The 17,188-nt window shown below is 55.1% G+C and carries 13 protein-coding genes and 1 tRNA gene; 1 reads left to right on the forward strand and 13 read right to left on the reverse strand.

Features of this window, described 5'->3' with window-relative positions; translation table 11 throughout:
* The 12 genes from rpsL to AAC632_RS02385 all read right to left on the reverse strand — a co-directional run bounded on the left by rpsL (nt 1) and on the right by AAC632_RS02385 (nt 15,024).
* Nucleotides 1-372 (reverse strand): 30S ribosomal protein S12, encoded by a 372-nt coding sequence (gene rpsL / locus AAC632_RS02330; protein ID WP_150420941.1) that lies wholly within the window; start codon nt 370-372, stop codon nt 1-3.
* A gap of 244 nt (nt 373-616) precedes the next feature.
* Nucleotides 617-1,564 carry a DMT family transporter gene (locus AAC632_RS02335; protein ID WP_340298322.1) on the reverse strand — a complete coding sequence of 316 codons (948 nt, stop codon included), beginning with the start codon at nt 1,562-1,564 and terminating at the stop codon, nt 617-619.
* Nucleotides 1,565-1,718: 154 nt separating this feature from the next.
* On the reverse strand, nt 1,719-2,456 hold the full coding sequence (locus tag AAC632_RS02340) for a glycosyltransferase (protein WP_340298321.1): 738 nt from the start codon (nt 2,454-2,456) through the stop codon (nt 1,719-1,721).
* Nucleotides 2,457-2,600: 144 nt separating this feature from the next.
* The gene (gene rpoC, locus AAC632_RS02345) at nt 2,601-6,830 is read right to left on the reverse strand and encodes a DNA-directed RNA polymerase subunit beta' (protein WP_340299864.1); all 4,230 of its coding nucleotides are present in this window, start codon (nt 6,828-6,830) and stop codon (nt 2,601-2,603) included.
* A 70-nt stretch (nt 6,831-6,900) separates the two neighbouring features.
* Entirely contained in the window at nt 6,901-11,037 is a 4,137-nt protein-coding gene (gene rpoB, locus AAC632_RS02350; protein ID WP_340299865.1) for a DNA-directed RNA polymerase subunit beta, read from the reverse strand.
* Between the two features lie 250 nt (nt 11,038-11,287).
* Nucleotides 11,288-11,671, reverse strand: a complete 384-nt coding sequence (gene rplL, locus AAC632_RS02355) for a 50S ribosomal protein L7/L12 (protein ID WP_317657484.1) — start codon at nt 11,669-11,671, stop codon at nt 11,288-11,290.
* A 76-nt stretch (nt 11,672-11,747) separates the two neighbouring features.
* Nucleotides 11,748-12,266 carry a 50S ribosomal protein L10 gene (rplJ, locus tag AAC632_RS02360; protein ID WP_317657485.1) on the reverse strand — a complete coding sequence of 173 codons (519 nt, stop codon included), beginning with the start codon at nt 12,264-12,266 and terminating at the stop codon, nt 11,748-11,750.
* Nucleotides 12,267-12,621: 355 nt separating this feature from the next.
* Nucleotides 12,622-13,320, reverse strand: coding sequence for a 50S ribosomal protein L1 (gene rplA, locus AAC632_RS02365; protein WP_317657486.1), 699 nt, complete (start codon nt 13,318-13,320; stop codon nt 12,622-12,624).
* A gap of 3 nt (nt 13,321-13,323) precedes the next feature.
* Nucleotides 13,324-13,776 carry a 50S ribosomal protein L11 gene (rplK, locus tag AAC632_RS02370; protein WP_340253991.1) on the reverse strand — a complete coding sequence of 151 codons (453 nt, stop codon included), beginning with the start codon at nt 13,774-13,776 and terminating at the stop codon, nt 13,324-13,326.
* Between the two features lie 151 nt (nt 13,777-13,927).
* Nucleotides 13,928-14,461 (reverse strand): transcription termination/antitermination protein NusG, encoded by a 534-nt coding sequence (gene nusG, locus AAC632_RS02375; protein WP_317657488.1) that lies wholly within the window; start codon nt 14,459-14,461, stop codon nt 13,928-13,930.
* Nucleotides 14,462-14,652: 191 nt separating this feature from the next.
* Nucleotides 14,653-14,844, reverse strand: coding sequence for a preprotein translocase subunit SecE (secE, locus tag AAC632_RS02380; protein WP_340298318.1), 192 nt, complete (start codon nt 14,842-14,844; stop codon nt 14,653-14,655).
* Nucleotides 14,845-14,948: 104 nt separating this feature from the next.
* Nucleotides 14,949-15,024 (reverse strand) — tRNA-Trp (locus AAC632_RS02385).
* A 124-nt stretch (nt 15,025-15,148) separates the two neighbouring features.
* Here AAC632_RS02385 and AAC632_RS02390 point away from each other — a divergent pair.
* Nucleotides 15,149-15,859, forward strand: a complete 711-nt coding sequence (locus AAC632_RS02390; RefSeq protein ID WP_340298317.1) for a lysophospholipid acyltransferase family protein — start codon at nt 15,149-15,151, stop codon at nt 15,857-15,859.
* Nucleotides 15,860-15,916: 57 nt separating this feature from the next.
* Here AAC632_RS02390 and tuf read toward each other — a convergent pair whose 3' ends face one another.
* Entirely contained in the window at nt 15,917-17,092 is a 1,176-nt protein-coding gene (tuf, locus tag AAC632_RS02395) for an elongation factor Tu (RefSeq protein ID WP_340243653.1), read from the reverse strand.
* Between the last annotated feature and the right edge of the window lie 96 nt (nt 17,093-17,188).

The following is a 17,188-nucleotide window of genomic DNA, read 5'->3' on the forward strand; positions in this document are numbered from 1 at the left end:
TTACTTCGGACGCTTCGCGCCATATTTCGAACGACGCTGACGGCGATCTTTAACGCCCTGCGTATCAAGCACACCGCGCAGAATGTGATAACGCACACCTGGAAGGTCTTTCACACGGCCGCCACGGATCAGAACAACAGAGTGCTCTTGAAGGTTGTGCTTCTCACCAGGAATGTAGCTGATGACCTCAAAACCATTCGTCAGGCGCACCTTGGCAACCTTACGCATAGCCGAGTTCGGCTTCTTTGGCGTCGTGGTGTAGACGCGTGTGCATACGCCGCGCTTCTGCGGGCAGGATTCCAAGTGCTGCGACTTGGAGCGTTTTACTTTGGGCTGCCGTGGTTTACGGATCAGCTGTTGAATCGTAGGCATTCGGTTCCCCGTCTTGCTCATGTCAAAGGGCATCTTGCGTATGCAAAACACCAAAACCGCAAGCGCCCTTTCCCTACCTGGAGGCCGCCGCGGTGGAATTCTCAGAGGATCGAGGCATCAAATCGCCTGGATCATGACCACTCAGTTCTGTATCTCGGGCAAGCTCGCGCAAGGCGCAAAATGCCACTCATGGCGCGGCGTATAGGGGGAATCGTATAGGGTGTCAACAGCGGCAGGGTCTGCGCTAGTCCCGCTGCATTTGAGACGGGCCAGATATTGGGGCATCGGCCACTGCGGTTGCCGTCAGCGAGGCCGCCAACCGTTCAGCACGGCGCGCCACGCGATGTTCACGCAGTAGCGTGAAAATGCCCGAGGCCACGACAATCGCAGCCCCAATTAAAGTCAAAAGATCGGGCCAATCCCCAAACACGAAGAACCCCAAAATCAGCGCCCAAACAAGGGCTGTATAGCGAAACGGCGCGACCACGCCAATTTCACCCACGCGCATGGTCATGATAGAAAACAGATAGCCCCCAATGATGCAGATTGCAGCGCCAATGATATAGGTCGCCTCAATCATGTTGATCGGTTGCCAATCTTCACTGATGGACAAAACCCCACCCGATAGGCCAACTGCAATGGCCGTGATAAAGGCCACACCCATCGAGGGGGCCTCGGGTGACAAGCGGCGGGTCAGAAGATCACGAATGGTCACGAAACCCACAGTCATCAGCGCATAGATGGAGTAGATAGTGAACCCCTCACCCCCGGGTTTTACGATCAGCATGACACCCGCAAAACCAACCGTAATGGCCAGCATCCGCCGCCACCCCACAGGTTCGCAGAACACGAGAAAGGCAACCAATGTCACACTTAGCGGCAGTGCCGCCAGAATTGCGGCAACATTGGCCAAGGGCATATGGATCAATGCAATCATAAACGTGATCATGGCGGCTATTTCGGCCAATATGCGGCCGATCACCTTGCCGCGATCCACAGGTGGAATGTGAAAGCGCAGCTGCCCCATCCACCAAAGCAAGGCCACCATCATAATGGCTGTCAGAAGCCCCCGCAAAAAGATCATCTGAAACAGTGGCACAGTCTGGGTGACCAGTTTCACCAATGTATCATTGAGCGTAAAGGCGGCCATGGCGCCAGACATCAGCAATGCGCCCTTGATATTGGGTGTCAAAAACCGCGCTCCTTGGTGGTCTGAGCGAAAATCTAGGCTCAGTCATCGTCACTAGTGGGGTCACTTTCGCGCAATCGTGCAAGCGCAGCAAGGATCTTGATCGGTTGCAGCGCAAAGCGGTCGCGCATCAGGGTTTGTGCTTTGGTGATCTCCATCAACTCGGCAGTGGGGGGATAGAACGATCACTGTCATTCACCCCATGCAGCGTACGCACGAACATCATATCATTTGGATCGCACCATGTGCGCACATTGGCCGCAATCTTGCGATGGTTCCACCGATAAACATTGGCGAGACTGTCATTATGCGTGACCATCGCGCTGGCCAATCCCAAAGGGCCGATTTCCGAAAATTCCCAATAGGGTTTTTCTTGGAAATTCATGTTCCAATAAATGCCACGATGAAAGGTGATGGCGGCAGGGTTGTCTTCATCAGCCCACCCCAGTTTCAACAACTGATCTGCGACCGCGCGGGTCTTGGCGATATAGTCACAGGCCACGGCATCATCAATGCGAAACCCCGTGATGAATTTCGAATGCCGATCCCACCCACGCCGAAAGGCGCGGCGGGTGGAGTTTAGAGGCCCCGCTGCCTCAAGGGTGCAAACCTGCAGGAAGGGATAAGGGGCCATCAAATCCTTCAGACGCCGCCACCACCGATAGGGCATCGTATCCGCAATCAAAGCGATCAATTTGAAATCCTGATCCGTTTGAGCGGCCAAGGACGGGAGGCAGATTTGTTCAAACAACACAAATCGCTGCTTCATGCGCGCAGGATCATAGAGCATGGCCTCTAGCGCCCATTGCTCCATAGTGGCCGAAGCAAAGCCACCTTCGCCCGCATAGGAAAAACGGCAGACGCCCACAATCTGATTGGATAAATCCTTGGCCATATGCCGCTTTCATTCCCAGTTTAGGACCCCAAGCTTACGGGATGGGCACGCATCGGGAAAGAGGCGGTATAAAAAAGGAAACGCCCCATTGCGAGATCGCAACGGGGCGCTTCAATAGCTTACTGCGCACAGCGCAAGACGCTCTTACTGTTCGCCTTCGCTTGCAGCGTCTGACGCGGCATCGGCCAGATCTGCTTCGCTTGGTGCAGCAAGGGCTGCAGCGGCTTCTGCCTCAGCGCGGGCCGCCTCAATTACCTTGTTGTCACGCTCGGCTGCGATGCGGCGAACGCGCTGTGTCGCGCCGCCTGTGCCCGCAGGGATCAAGCGACCCACGATGACGTTTTCCTTGAGGCCAACCAACTTGTCACGCTTGCCCTGCACCGAAGCCTCGGTGAGAACGCGGGTTGTCTCCTGGAAGGACGCCGCAGAGATAAAGCTACGAGTCTGCAAGCTGGCCTTAGTGATACCAAGCAACACGGGCTCACCTGTCGCTGGACGACCACCACGGGCTTCGACTTTGGCGTTCTCCTCATCGAATTCCGCCTTGTCGACATGCTCACCCTTCAGCAGCGTTGTCTCGCCTGAGTCGAGGATTTCAATCTTCTGCAGCATCTGGCGCACGATCACTTCGATATGCTTATCGTTGATCTTCACACCTTGCAGACGATAGACGTCCTGCACCTCGTCAATGAGGTAATCTGCCAAAGCCTCGATCCCCATGATCCGCAAAATATCATGCGGCGCAGGGTTGCCGTCCATGATGTAATCGCCCTTCTGAACGAAATCACCTTCGACAACGGGGATGTGCTTGCCTTTTGGAACCATGTATTCCACGGGCTCCATTGACTCATCAACAGGCACAACACTGATGCGGCGCTTGTTTTTGAAGTCACGGCCAAAGCGCACATAACCATCAACCTCTGCGATGATGGCGTGGTCTTTTGGACGGCGGGCTTCGAACAATTCCGCAACGCGCGGCAGACCACCGGTAATGTCCTTGGTCTTTGCACCTTCGCGCGGGATACGGGCCACAACATCACCCGCCTCAACAGATTGGCCATCTTCCACCGAAAGAATGGCGTCCACCGACATCGGATAGGTCACAGGGTTGCCCTGATCATTGCGCACAGGTTCGCCATCGGCACCTACGATCAAGATTTCGGGCTTGAGTTCATTGCCCTTTGGCGCAGCGCGCCAATCCATCACGATCTTCTGGGTCATGCCAGTCGCATCATCGGTTTCATCGCGAACTGCGATGCCGCTGACGAGGTCGACATATTTCACTGTGCCCGATTTCTCGGCGATGATTGGAAGGGTGTATGGATCCCACTCAAACAAGCGGTCGCCACGAGACACTTTGGCGCCCTCGGCCACATGCACCTTGGTGCCGTATCCCAGTTTGAACGCGGCGCGCTCGACCCCGTTATCATCAATGATAGCAATCTGCATATTGCGGCCAACAACGATCACATCGCCTGCGGCGTTCTTCAGCGTGTTGGCGTTGCGATACTCAATTTTGCCTTCTTGACCAGCTTCTTGGAAACTCTGCTGGCCACCTTGTGCAACCCCACCAATGTGGAATGTGCGCATCGTCAGCTGCGTGCCAGGTTCACCAATGGACTGAGCCGCGATGATACCGACCGCTTCACCCACGTTTACACGGGTGCCGCGTGCAAGGTCACGACCATAGCAGACGGCGCAAACACCCTCTTCCGCCTCACAGGTCAAAGGCGAACGGATTTTGATCGAAGCCAGACCGGCGGCTTCCACCGCATCTGCCTTGCGCTCGTCAATCAGCTCACCCTTGGAGACGATCACTTCGCCCGTTGCAGGTGCGATGACGTCTTCGCCAGCCGAACGGCCCAAAATCCGCTCTGCCAATGAAGAGACAACCTCGCCATCATTGATCGCTGCTTCAGCGGTAATTGTGGCATCAGTGCCGCAATCGACCATACGCACGATACAATCCTGCGCCACGTCCACCAAACGGCGGGTCAAGTAGCCCGAGTTCGCCGTTTTAAGCGCCGTGTCAGACAGACCCTTACGGGCGCCGTGGGTCGAGTTGAAGTATTCAAGAACGGTCAGACCTTCCTTAAAGTTCGAGATGATTGGCGTCTCGATGATCTCGCCCGATGGTTTGGCCATCAGACCGCGCATACCACCCAGCTGCTTCATCTGCGTCACAGAACCCCGCGCGCCCGAGTGGGCCATCATGTAAACGGAGTTTGGTTCGGACTCTGCGCCATTCTCATCGAATTTCTTCGCAGAGATGGTCGCCATCATCGCGTCAGTGACTTTGTCATTGGCCTTTGACCACGCATCAATCACCTTGTTGTATTTCTCACCTTGGGTGATGAGACCGTCCATATATTGCTGTTCAAATTCCTTCACTTGGTCGCGGGTTTCATCAACCAACGTCCATTTCGTGTCAGGAACAACCATGTCGTCCTTACCGAAGGAGATACCAGCACGGAACGCTTCACGGAAACCAAGGCTCATGATCTGGTCACAGAAAATGACGCTCTCTTTTTGACCGCAATAGCGATAGACAGTGTCGATGACCTGCTGCACTTCTTTTTTGCGCAGCAAGCGGTTCACCAATTCAAACGGCGCTTTTGCGTTTAGCGGCAGAAGCGCGCCAATGCGCAAGCGGCCAGGCGTGGTTTCAAACCGCTGATAAACCTCGTTGCCCTCGTCATCAATTTGCTTGATGCGCGCGGTCACTTTGGCGTGCAGATGCACCTCACCTGCGGTCAGGGCGTGCTCGACCTCCTCGATGGAGGAGAAGGACATGCCTTCACCCTTCATGCCTTCGCGTTCCATGGTCACATAGTAAAGACCCAAAACCATGTCCTGAGACGGAACAATGATCGGTGCGCCGTTTGCAGGCGACAGAACGTTGTTCGTGGACATCATCAAAACGCGGGCTTCAAGCTGCGCTTCAAGGCTCAATGGAACGTGAACGGCCATCTGGTCGCCGTCAAAGTCTGCGTTAAACGCAGAACAGACCAAGGGGTGCAGCTGAATAGCCTTACCTTCAATCAAGACAGGCTCGAACGCCTGAATGCCCAAGCGGTGCAAGGTCGGCGCGCGGTTCAAAAGAACAGGATGCTCGCGGATCACTTCGTCCAAGATATCCCAAACTTCGGGGCGCTCTTTTTCAACCAATTTCTTGGCTTGCTTGACTGTCGAAGACAGGCCCTTGGCTTCAAGGCGCGAATAGATAAACGGCTTGAACAGTTCCAACGCCATTTTCTTTGGCAGGCCACACTGGTGCAGTTTCAACTCTGGGCCCGTCACAATGACCGAACGACCCGAGAAGTCGACCCGCTTACCCAAAAGGTTTTGACGGAAACGACCCTGCTTGCCCTTGAGCATATCAGACAGCGATTTCAGCGGGCGCTTATTGGCACCTGTGATCACGCGACCACGGCGGCCATTGTCAAACAACGCATCCACAGATTCCTGCAACATCCGCTTTTCGTTACGGATGATGATGTCAGGTGCCCGCAATTCGATCAGACGCTTCAGACGGTTGTTGCGGTTGATCACGCGGCGATAAAGATCGTTCAAATCCGATGTCGCGAAACGACCACCATCAAGCGGCACAAGCGGACGCAATTCTGGTGGGATCACGGGGATCACTGTCAGCACCATCCATTCTGGGCGGTTGCCAGACTCGATGAAATTTTCAACGATCTTGAGGCGCTTGATGATCTTCTTCGGCTTCAACTCACCGGTGGCTTCCTTAAGGTCTTCGCGCAACTGTGCTGCTTCGGCCTCAAGGTCGATATTGGCAAGCATTTCGCGGATCGCTTCCGCGCCGATATTCGCTTGGAACGCATCCGACCCATAGGCGTCCTGCGCATCCAGGAATTCTTCTTCGGACAAGAGCTGACCATAGCTCAGATCGGTCAGACCTGGCTCAATCACCACATAGTTTTCGAAATACAGGATCCGCTCCAGATCGCGCAGCGTCATATCCAGCATCAGACCAATGCGGGATGGCAGCGACTTCAGGAACCAAATATGCGCAACAGGAGCAGCCAATTCGATATGGCCCATGCGTTCGCGGCGCACCTTCTGCAAGGTCACCTCAACGCCGCATTTTTCGCAGACAACGCCACGATACTTCATGCGCTTATATTTGCCGCACAGACATTCGTAATCTTTTACAGGCCCAAAGATACGCGCGCAGAACAGGCCGTCACGCTCGGGCTTAAATGTGCGGTAGTTGATCGTCTCAGGCTTTTTGATCTCGCCATACGACCAGCTGAGAATACGCTCAGGGCTGGCAAGCGAGACTTTGATCTCGTCAAACGCTTTTGGCGCGACAAGCGGGTTGAACGGGTTGTTCGTGAGTTCCTGGTTCATTTTCAAATCCTTGAATTCGGGCAGAGAGATGGGGGATCAGGCAGCGGCGGGGACGGGCCCCGCCAACCGCTTACTCTTCATCCTCCGCATCCAGGAGTTCCATGTTGAGGCCGAGGCCACGCACTTCCTTGACGAGAACGTTGAACGATTCAGGCACGCCTGCTTCGAAATTGTCCTCGCCTTTGACGATCGATTCATAGACCTTGGTGCGGCCTGCAACGTCATCCGACTTAACAGTGAGCATTTCCTGCAAGGTGTATGCAGCGCCATAAGCCTCCAAGGCCCAGACCTCCATCTCACCAAAGCGCTGCCCACCGAATTGCGCCTTACCGCCGAGCGGCTGTTGGGTGACAAGGCTGTATGGCCCTGTGGAGCGCGCATGGATTTTGTCATCCACGAGGTGATGCAGTTTCAGCAGGTATTTCACACCCACGGTGACGGGACGGGCGAATTGCTCACCCGAGCGGCCATCGTAAAGAACCGATTGGCCCGATGTGTCAAAGCCCGCGCGGGTCAGCGCATCGTTTACATCGGCCTCTTTTGCACCGTCAAATACAGGCGTTGCAATCGGAACACCGCGGGTCACGGTTGAAGCGGACTCAACCAATGCTGTGTCGTCCAGATCGGCAAAGGCCTCGCCATACACCTCATCACCATAAGCGATTTTGAGGGCATCGCGCACAGGCGTCATGTCACCAGAGCGGCGATATTCGTCCAAGGCTTCGTCAATCTTCAGACCCAGACCGCGTGCGGCCCAACCCATATGGGTTTCCAAAATCTGACCCACGTTCATACGCGAAGGCACACCGAGAGGGTTCAGAACGAAATCGACAGGGGTGCCATCTGCAAGGAAAGGCATATCTTCCATCGGAACCACTTTCGAGATCACACCCTTGTTGCCGTGACGGCCCGCCATCTTATCACCTGGCTGAAGCTTGCGCTTCACGGCGATAAAGACTTTGACCATTTTCATCACGCCTGGAGGCAGGTCATCGCCGCGGCGAACTTTCTCGACCTTATCCTCAAAACGGTGATCCAAGGTGCGCTTCTGTGCGTCAAACTGTTGGTTCAGCGCCTCTACTTCAGCGGCGTCTTTCTCATCAGCAAGGGCAAGCTGCCACCACTGGCCGTGGCTGAGCGTTTCAAGCAACTCTTCCGTGATCTCAGACCCTGCTTTGACGCCTTTTGGCCCTTTTACCGCAGTTTTTCCTAGCAGCATGGACTTGAGACGCGCATAGATATTGCGCTCAAGAATTGCCAACTCGTCATCACGGTCGCGTGCCAGACGCTCGACAATCTCGCGCTCGATTTGCAGCGCGCGCTCGTCCTTGTCGACACCATGGCGGTTGAAAACGCGCACTTCCACGACTGTCCCGAAATCACCAGGTGGCAGGCGCAAAGATGTATCACGCACATCAGACGCTTTTTCGCCAAAGATCGCCCGCAGAAGTTTTTCTTCTGGGGTCATTGGGCTTTCACCCTTTGGCGTGATCTTGCCAACAAGAATGTCACCGGGCCCAACTTCGGCGCCGATATAGACGATGCCCGCCTCATCGAGGTTGCGAAGGGCTTCTTCCCCTACGTTTGGAATGTCGCGGGTGATTTCCTCAGGCCCAAGCTTGGTGTCACGGGCAGCAACTTCGAATTCCTCGATATGGATCGAGGTGAAAACGTCATCACGCACGATGCGCTCGGAAATGAGGATCGAGTCTTCGTAGTTGTAGCCATTCCATGGCATAAACGCCACGACCACGTTCTTACCCAAGGCCAATTCGCCCATATCGGTCGAGGGGCCATCGGCAATCACTTCACCTTTGCCAACACGATCGCCCACTTTCACCAAGGGGCGCTGGTTGATGCAGGTGTTCTGGTTTGAGCGCTGGAATTTACGAAGGCGGTAGATATCCACGCCCGCATCGCCCAGTTCCAGATCTTCGGTGGCGCGCACAACGATACGTTCTGCATCCACTTGGTCGATGATCCCGCCACGTTTGGCCATGATCGCCGCACCAGAATCGCGTGCAACAACACTTTCGATGCCTGTGCCTACGAAAGGCGCGTCAGCTTGCAACAGCGGAACCGCCTGACGTTGCATGTTAGAGCCCATCAAAGCGCGGTTCGCGTCATCGTTTTCCAAGAATGGAATGAGCGAGGCAGCAACCGAAACCAACTGCTTGGGCGATACGTCAATCAGATCAACCTGATCGCGCGGTGCAAGCGTGTATTCGCCCGATTGACGGGTGTTCACCAGATCATTGATGAACTTGCCGCTTGCGTCCAAAGTCGCGTTGGCCTGCGCAACTGTGTGGCGCATTTCTTCGGTCGCGGACATGTAGACGACCTCATCGGTCACTTTGGTGTCCACAACGCGGCGATATGGGGTTTCGATGAAGCCGTATTTGTTCACCCGTGCGAAGGTCGCAAGCGAGTTGATCAGACCAATATTCGGCCCTTCGGGCGTTTCAATCGGGCACATACGGCCGTAATGGGTTGGGTGAACGTCACGAACCTCAAACCCTGCGCGCTCGCGCGTCAGACCGCCAGGCCCAAGAGCCGACAAGCGGCGCTTATGGGTGACTTCCGACAGTGGGTTGGTCTGGTCCATGAACTGAGACAACTGGCTTGAGCCAAAGAATTCGCGAACAGCCGCAGCGGCGGGTTTCGCGTTGATCAGATCCTGTGGCATCACAGTATCGATTTCGACCGAGGACATACGTTCCTTGATCGCGCGCTCCATACGAAGCAGGCCCACGCGATACTGGTTCTCCATCAATTCACCCACCGAACGCACACGGCGGTTGCCCAAATGGTCAATATCGTCAATGTCGCCCTTGCCATCGCGCAGTTCAACCAAGGCCTTGATGCAGGCAACGATATCTTCGCGGCGCAGAATGCGGGTTGTGTCAGGCGCATCGAGATCGAGGCGCATGTTCATCTTCACGCGACCAACGGCAGACAGATCATAGCGCTCGCTGTCGAAGAACAGCGTGTCAAAGAGGGCGCTTGCCGCTTCAACGGTTGGTGGCTCGCCTGGGCGCATGACTCGATAGATATCCATCAACGCGCCTTCGCGGCTCATGTTCTTATCAACGGCCATAGTGTTGCGGATATAGGCGCCAACATTGATGTTATCGATGTCGAGAACTGGGATGTCGGTGATGCCCGCATCCATCAGATCCATCAGCGTGCCGCCCGTGACATTGCCATCCTTGTCGGTTTCCCATGTCAACTCGTCCCCAGCTTCGACATAAATCGCGCCAGTTTCTTCGTTGATGATATCCTTCGCAACAAAGCGGCCCAAGATGTGATCGAAAGGCACCAACAGCTCGGAGACTTTACCCTCGTCAATCAGCTGCTTCACAGCGCGCGGGGTGATCTTCTTGCCTGCTTCAGCGATGACTTCGCCCGTGGCTGCATCAACAAGATCAAATGTAGGACGGGTGCCGCGCACGCGCTCGGGGAAGAACTTGGTTGCCCAACCTTTGTTCTTAATAGAGCGGAACATCACAGTGTCATAATAGGCATCCATGATGCCTTCTTGATCCAAACCAAGTGCATAAAGCAGCGTGGTCACTGGCAATTTGCGGCGGCGATCAATGCGCGCGAATACGATGTCCTTGGCGTCAAACTCGAAATCCAACCAAGAGCCGCGATAAGGGATGATGCGGCAAGCAAACAAAAGCTTGCCCGAAGAATGGGTTTTGCCTTTGTCATGGTCGAAGAACACACCAGGGGAACGGTGCATTTGGCTGACGATCACGCGCTCGGTGCCGTTCACGATGAACGTGCCATTTGGCGTCATCAAAGGCATATCGCCCATGAACACATCTTGCTCTTTGATGTCTTTGACGGATTTTGCGCCCGTATCCTCGTCAACATCAAATACGATCAAACGCAAGGTCACCTTGAGCGGCGCAGCATAAGTCAAATCGCGGCTTTGGCATTCCTCGACATCAAACTTCGGGGCTTCCAATTCGTATTTAACGAATTCCAAAACCGAAGTTTCGTTGAAATCTTTGATCGGGAAAACCGACTGGAAAACACCCTTGATGCCTTCACCATCCAAAGGCGCGTCTTGGTCGCCTGATTTCAGGAAAAGGTCATAGGAAGATTTCTGAACCTCGATGAGGTTCGGCATTTCCAATACTTCACGGATTTTGCCATAGAATTTGCGAATGCGCTTCTGGCCTGCGTAGGTCTGAGCCATGCTCTGATACACCTTTCGTTTCTTTCGCTCCACGCGCACCGTCGGGGCCACGGCACGGGGGGCTTTGAAACAAGCGGATGGAGGATCCATTCATGCCTGCCGTCCCACCGGCAAGCTCCCGATCCTGCACCACACCTAGAAGAAGGTCTTGGCCACCAAGGCCCTCATCTAGGTGAGGATGGCTGGACAGGAAAAACCCGCCCAGCCACATCGCAACATGGGGAATGCGCCACGCGCATCCCTACCATGATTACTTGAGTTCGACTTCTGCGCCAGCTGCTTCGAGCTTGGCTTTGATGTCGTCTGCTTCTGCTTTTGCAACGCCTTCTTTGACGGCCTTGCCACCTGCTTCAACGAGGTTCTTAGCTTCAACGAGGCCAAGACCTGTGATGCCGCGAACTTCTTTGATGACAGCAATTTTATTGCCGCCAGCAGATTTCAGGATAACGTCAAATTCGGTTTTCTCTTCAGCAGCTGCGCCGGCGTCACCACCAGCAGCAGGGCCTGCCATCATGACAGCGCCGCCTGCAGCAGGCTCGATGCCATATTCGTCTTTGAGGTAGTTCTTCAGTTCTTGTGCTTCGAGAAGGGTCAAGCCCACGATCTCTTCGGCAAGTTTTTTGATATCAGCCATTTTTCGGTTTCCGTATCTAAAATTTGTGATCCAACGTCATGCGGCATAGCCAAACATAACGGGTCTCGAGGTTGCATTATGCGGCTTCGGCCTTCTCTTCGATGGTCGAAAGGATGCTCGCAATATTCGAAGCAGGTGCGCCAATTGCGCCGGCGATGTTGGAAGCAGGTGCCCCAATGCAGCCCACGATCGAAGCAATAAGCTCCTCACGGGATGGCATGGACGCAACGGCTTTAACGCCAGCTTGATCAAGCACAGTGCCACCCATAGCACCGCCAATGATAACGAATTTCGCATTCGCCTTGGCGTAGTCCTCGGCAACCTTGGCCGCAGCCACAGGATCCTCGGAATAGGACAACACAGTCATACCCGTCATCAGGTCAGCAATGCCTTCGGCAGGCGTTCCTTGAAGGGCGATCTTGGCGAGCCTGTTCTTGGCGACGCGTACAGACCCACCAGCTTCGCGCATTTTCGCGCGCAGGTCTTGCATCTCAGCAACCGTGAGGCCCGCGTAGTGAGACACCACGACAACGCCAGAGCTTTCAAAGATTTGGCCGAGTTCCTCGACCACTCTCTCTTTCTGGGCTCTATCCACAGTTCTACTCCAATTAGGGGGTCACCCCCCGGCTCAAGTTTGGCAGGTTTCCCTACCTCTTCGAGTCCAAGTGAGGGGCCCGAGCCAGACCGCCCGAAGGCGCGGTGGCCTTGCGGAAATCCGAAACTCGTTTCCCATCTCAGGAAGGATTTACGGGCATGCGCCCACCCTCCGTCTCGGACAGGTGACCGCACCCACGAGCGAATCGCAGACACGGGTCGAGATGGGGCCATACGACAGAACGCAAAGAAACCCAAGAGGGAACACCACTTTGTGACCAAAGTTGTCCCACCCGAGTTCTTGCGGTCAAACCCCGCGGCTTTCGGCCCCCTCGCACAGAGAGGGCCAAAACTGTTTACGCGTTGGTCGCGCTTTCAACGCTAACCGACACGCCAGGCCCCATGGTGGAGCTGAGCGTGATACGCTTCAAATAAGTGCCTTTTGCGCCTGCTGGCTTGGACTTCGATACAGCGTCGACAAAGGCGCGGATGTTTTCCGCCAGTTTCGCTGCGTCAAAGCTGGCTTTTCCAACTGCACAATGAACGATGCCCGCCTTCTCGACCTTAAACTGAACCTGACCGCCTTTGGCCGCTTCTACTGCCTCTTTAACGTCCATGGTCACAGTGCCGATTTTTGGGTTTGGCATCAGGTTACGAGGCCCAAGAACCTTACCCAAACGGCCCACGATTGGCATCATGTCAGGGGTTGCGATGCAGCGATCAAACTCGATCTTTCCGCCCTGAACGATTTCCATCAGGTCTTCCGCGCCAACGATATCCGCGCCTGCAGCCTTGGCTTCATCTGCCTTAGGGCCGCGTGCGAAAACCGCAACGCGCACAGATTTGCCTGTGCCATTTGGCAAGGTCACTGTGCCGCGCACCATTTGGTCAGCGTGACGAGGGTCAACGCCCAAGTTCATTGAAATATCAACCGATTCATCGAATTTTGCCGAAGCATTGGCTTTGATCAGCTCAACGGCTTCTTCGATTGTGATGTCTTCTTTTCCTGCGAAGGCGGCACGGGCTGCCGTTACGCGCTTACCAATCTTGCCCATAACTTACCCTTTCACCTCAATACCCATCGACTTTGCAGAGCCGAGGATGATTTTCATTGCCGCTTCAACATCGTTCGCGCTGAGGTCTTTCATCTTAGCTTCAGCGATTTCACGAACCTGAGCAACAGTCACAGTTGCGATAGTCTCACGACCAGGATTTTCGGCACCGCGTGGGCGGTTGCGCTTGCCAACAGATTTCAAACCTGCCGCCTTTTTCAGGTAATAAGACGCAGGCGGCGTCTTGATTTCCATCGCAAAAGATTTGTCTTGGTAATAGGTGATCAAGGTGGGGCAAGGGGCGCCCTGCTCCATATCTGCGGTCTTGGCGTTGAACGCCTTGCAGAATTCCATGATGTTAATCCCGCGCTGACCTAATGCAGGGCCAACAGGTGGGGATGGGTTAGCTTGACCTGCAGGGATCTGCAGCTTCATCGTTCCAGCAAGTTTCTTGGCCATCTGGCCTCTCCTTTTTTTCATCGGCACAGCTTTGCTGCACCCTATCAGGATCGGGACGCGTCCCTTTTCCAGTCGCTAGCGTGGTTCGGCAGATCATGCGCGCATGATCCTGCCTCCCACGAATGAGCGGCGCCTGCGCGCCGCACCCACATCAGGCGGTTTTCGACACCTGCGTGAATTCCAATTCCACGGGCGTTGCGCGCCCGAAAATCGAGACCGTCACCTTGAGGCGCTGGTTTTCATCATCAACTTCTTCGACCATGCCATCGAAATCTTCAAACGGCCCGTCATTAACCTTAACCTTTTCACCAACATCAAAGGTGATGGTCGAGCGGGGGCTGGCCTCGCCCTCTTCAACACGGTTTAGGATCGCGTTCACTTCATCATCGCGCATCGGCATGGGGCGGCCCTGCGGCCCAAGGAACCCTGTGACGCGCGGGATCGAAGACACAGCATGATAGGCGCGGTCGGTCAATTCCATGCGCACCAGAACATAGCCAGGCATAAAGCGGCGCGGGACGGTGACTTTCTTGCCACGGCGAATCTCGATCACTTCCTCTTCAGGAACGAGAACTTCTTCGATCTCATCCTCGAGGCCCTTTTCGGCCACGGCGTTTCTGATCTGCTCGGCGATGCGCTTCTCAAAATTTGACAGCACGCTCACCGAATACCACCGTTTCGCCATCCGCTTCTTCCATCCTCGACATAAGGCGCGATCGCGCGCCAGTTATTTTAGTGTCCAACCGCTTGGCATCATGCCGCGCGTGCCGTCCCGAAACAAAAAATCAGCGTGTATCTCGAATCGATACACGCCGCCGGGAAATTTTCTCCGTCCCCCTACCCCCCGAAATAGGGAAAATCAAGGGTTCAAGGGTCTTAGCCTACCGCCGTCAGCAGCAATTCCAAACCTTGGCGGATCAGCCAATCGACCATGAAAAAGAACAACGCCGCCAAAACCGCCATCGCGAATACCATCGCGGTGGTGGTCACAAGCTCGCGGCGGGTCGGCCAAACGATCTTGGAAATCTCGGCGCGGGTTTGTTGAACAAATTGGATCGGGTTGGCCATGGTCTTTTACCTTTTTCGATTGTCGGCTGGTATAGGCAAGCGCGCCCGATGATGCAAGCCGCGAAGCACGCTATGTGCAGTCCAAGGTTGATAATCAAGGAAAGTGGCAGGGGCAGCAGGATTCGAACCCGCGGCCTACGGATTTGGAATCCGTTGCTCTACCAACTGAGCTATACCCCTAAGGCCGTGCATGCTGATAGCGGGGCTTGGCCCCCAATGCAAGAGGAAGGCTGCGCAGATTTCCATGGTTTATCTCCCGCTTGATGCTTGCACGGCAGGACAGTTTGCGCGAAGGAACCTAGCTATGACCAAGACCGCCACAACACTACGCAAAAGGATCGCAAATTCCGCCTTTGCAAATCGCGCGGTTGCAGCGGCTTTCGGGGCATGGGCGCGGTTGGTGCGCATAACCTCGCGCCGCGAGGAAGAGGGTTGGACACAGATTGAGACGGCATTGGCCACCCACGGCGCTGTGATCATCGTTTGTTGGCATCAACGGCTGATGATGACGCCCTTTATGTTTGATCTTTCTAAATATCGCTGTCGCAGCCTGACGTCTGATGCACGGGCGGGGCGGTTGGTGGGCCATATCCACCGCCATTTCGGCTATGAAAGCGTGCCAATGCCGCGCGGTATCCTTGGGGCCGCCGAAATGCGCCTGATCCTAAAAGGGTTGCGCGAGGGCATCTCGATTGGCGTTTCGCCAGATGGGCCGCGCGGGCCTGCGCGGGTCGCAAAATCAACCCCGATCCAATGGGCGCGCTCCGCCCAAGTGCCTGTGGTCAGTTTTACGTTTTCAGCCAAACATTATCTCAAATGGCCAACATGGGATCGGCTGATCTTCCCGCTGCCTTTTACCAAACTGCATCTGCGTTGGCGGGTTTGGGAGGAGACTGTGCCCCCGAAGCTCTCGGAGGCCGAGACCGCCGCACTGGCCGAAAGACTGCAATCCTTCATGGATGCAGAGGCGCTCGCAGCAGATCACAAAGCAGGTCACAATACCGCACAGCTTTAATGAAGAAAGCCGCCCCCGAAGGCGCGGCTTTCTTTGAGTTTAGAAAATCGCTAGCGATTAAGCGATGATTTTGGAGACCACGCCTGCGCCGACTGTGCGGCCGCCTTCGCGGATGGCGAAGCGCAGACCATCTTCCATCGCGATGGGGGCGATCAGCTCGACTTCGAACTTCAGGTTGTCGCCAGGCATAACCATTTCCGTGCCAGAAGGCAGGGTCACAGTGCCGGTAACGTCCGTGGTGCGGAAGTAGAACTGAGGACGGTAGTTCGCGAAGAATGGGGTGTGACGACCACCTTCTTCTTTTGTGAGGATATAGGCCTCAGCTTCGAACTTCGTATGTGGCTTCACAGAACCTGGCTTGCAGAGAACCTGACCACGCTCAACGCCCTCACGGTCGACACCACGCAGAAGCGCGCCGATATTGTCGCCCGCTTCACCACGGTCAAGCAGCTTGCGGAACATCTCAACGCCTGTGCAGGTCGTCTTGGAGGTGTCGCGGATACCAACGATCTCAATCTCGTCACCCACATTGATCACACCACGCTCAACACGGCCCGTCACAACTGTGCCGCGGCCAGAAATCGAGAACACGTCTTCAATTGGCATCAAGAATGGCTGGTCAACTGCGCGTGCAGGCGTTGGGATGTAGCTGTCAACAGCTTCCATCAACGCGCGGATCGAGTTCTCACCGATCTCTGCGTCACGGCCTTCCATCGCAGCCAAAGCAGACCCTTTAACAACAGGAATGTCATCGCCAGGGAAGTCGTAGGAAGACAGAAGCTCGCGGATTTCCATCTCAACAAGTTCCAACAACTCTTCGTCATCAACCTGATCGACTTTGTTCATGTAAACAACCATCGCAGGGATACCAACCTGACGACCAAGCAAAATGTGCTCGCGCGTCTGTGGCATAGGGCCGTCCGCCGCGTTCACAACCAAGATCGCGCCGTCCATCTGCGCCGCACCGGTGATCATGTTCTTCACATAGTCAGCGTGACCAGGGCAGTCCACATGCGCGTAGTGACGCGCATCTGTCTCATACTCAACATGCGCAGTCGAAATCGTGATCCCACGCGCCTTCTCTTCAGGTGCGCCGTCAATCTGATCATACGCCTTAAAATCACCAAAATACTTCGTGATCGCCGCTGTCAGTGTCGTCTTGCCGTGGTCAACGTGACCAATCGTGCCAATGTTCACGTGCGGCTTATTACGTTCAAACTTTTCCTTTGCCATAGCCCTGGCGCCTCATTTTTTGGGGGGCAAAATCTGTGCCCGAGTTTAACACGCGCGCTCGTTACGAGGCCTGAGACAAAAAATCAAGACGACATT

This window comes from Roseobacter sp. HKCC-CH-9351, from assembly GCF_037830295.1.
In the GTDB taxonomy this organism is placed as follows: Bacteria; Pseudomonadota; Alphaproteobacteria; order Rhodobacterales; family Rhodobacteraceae; genus M30B80.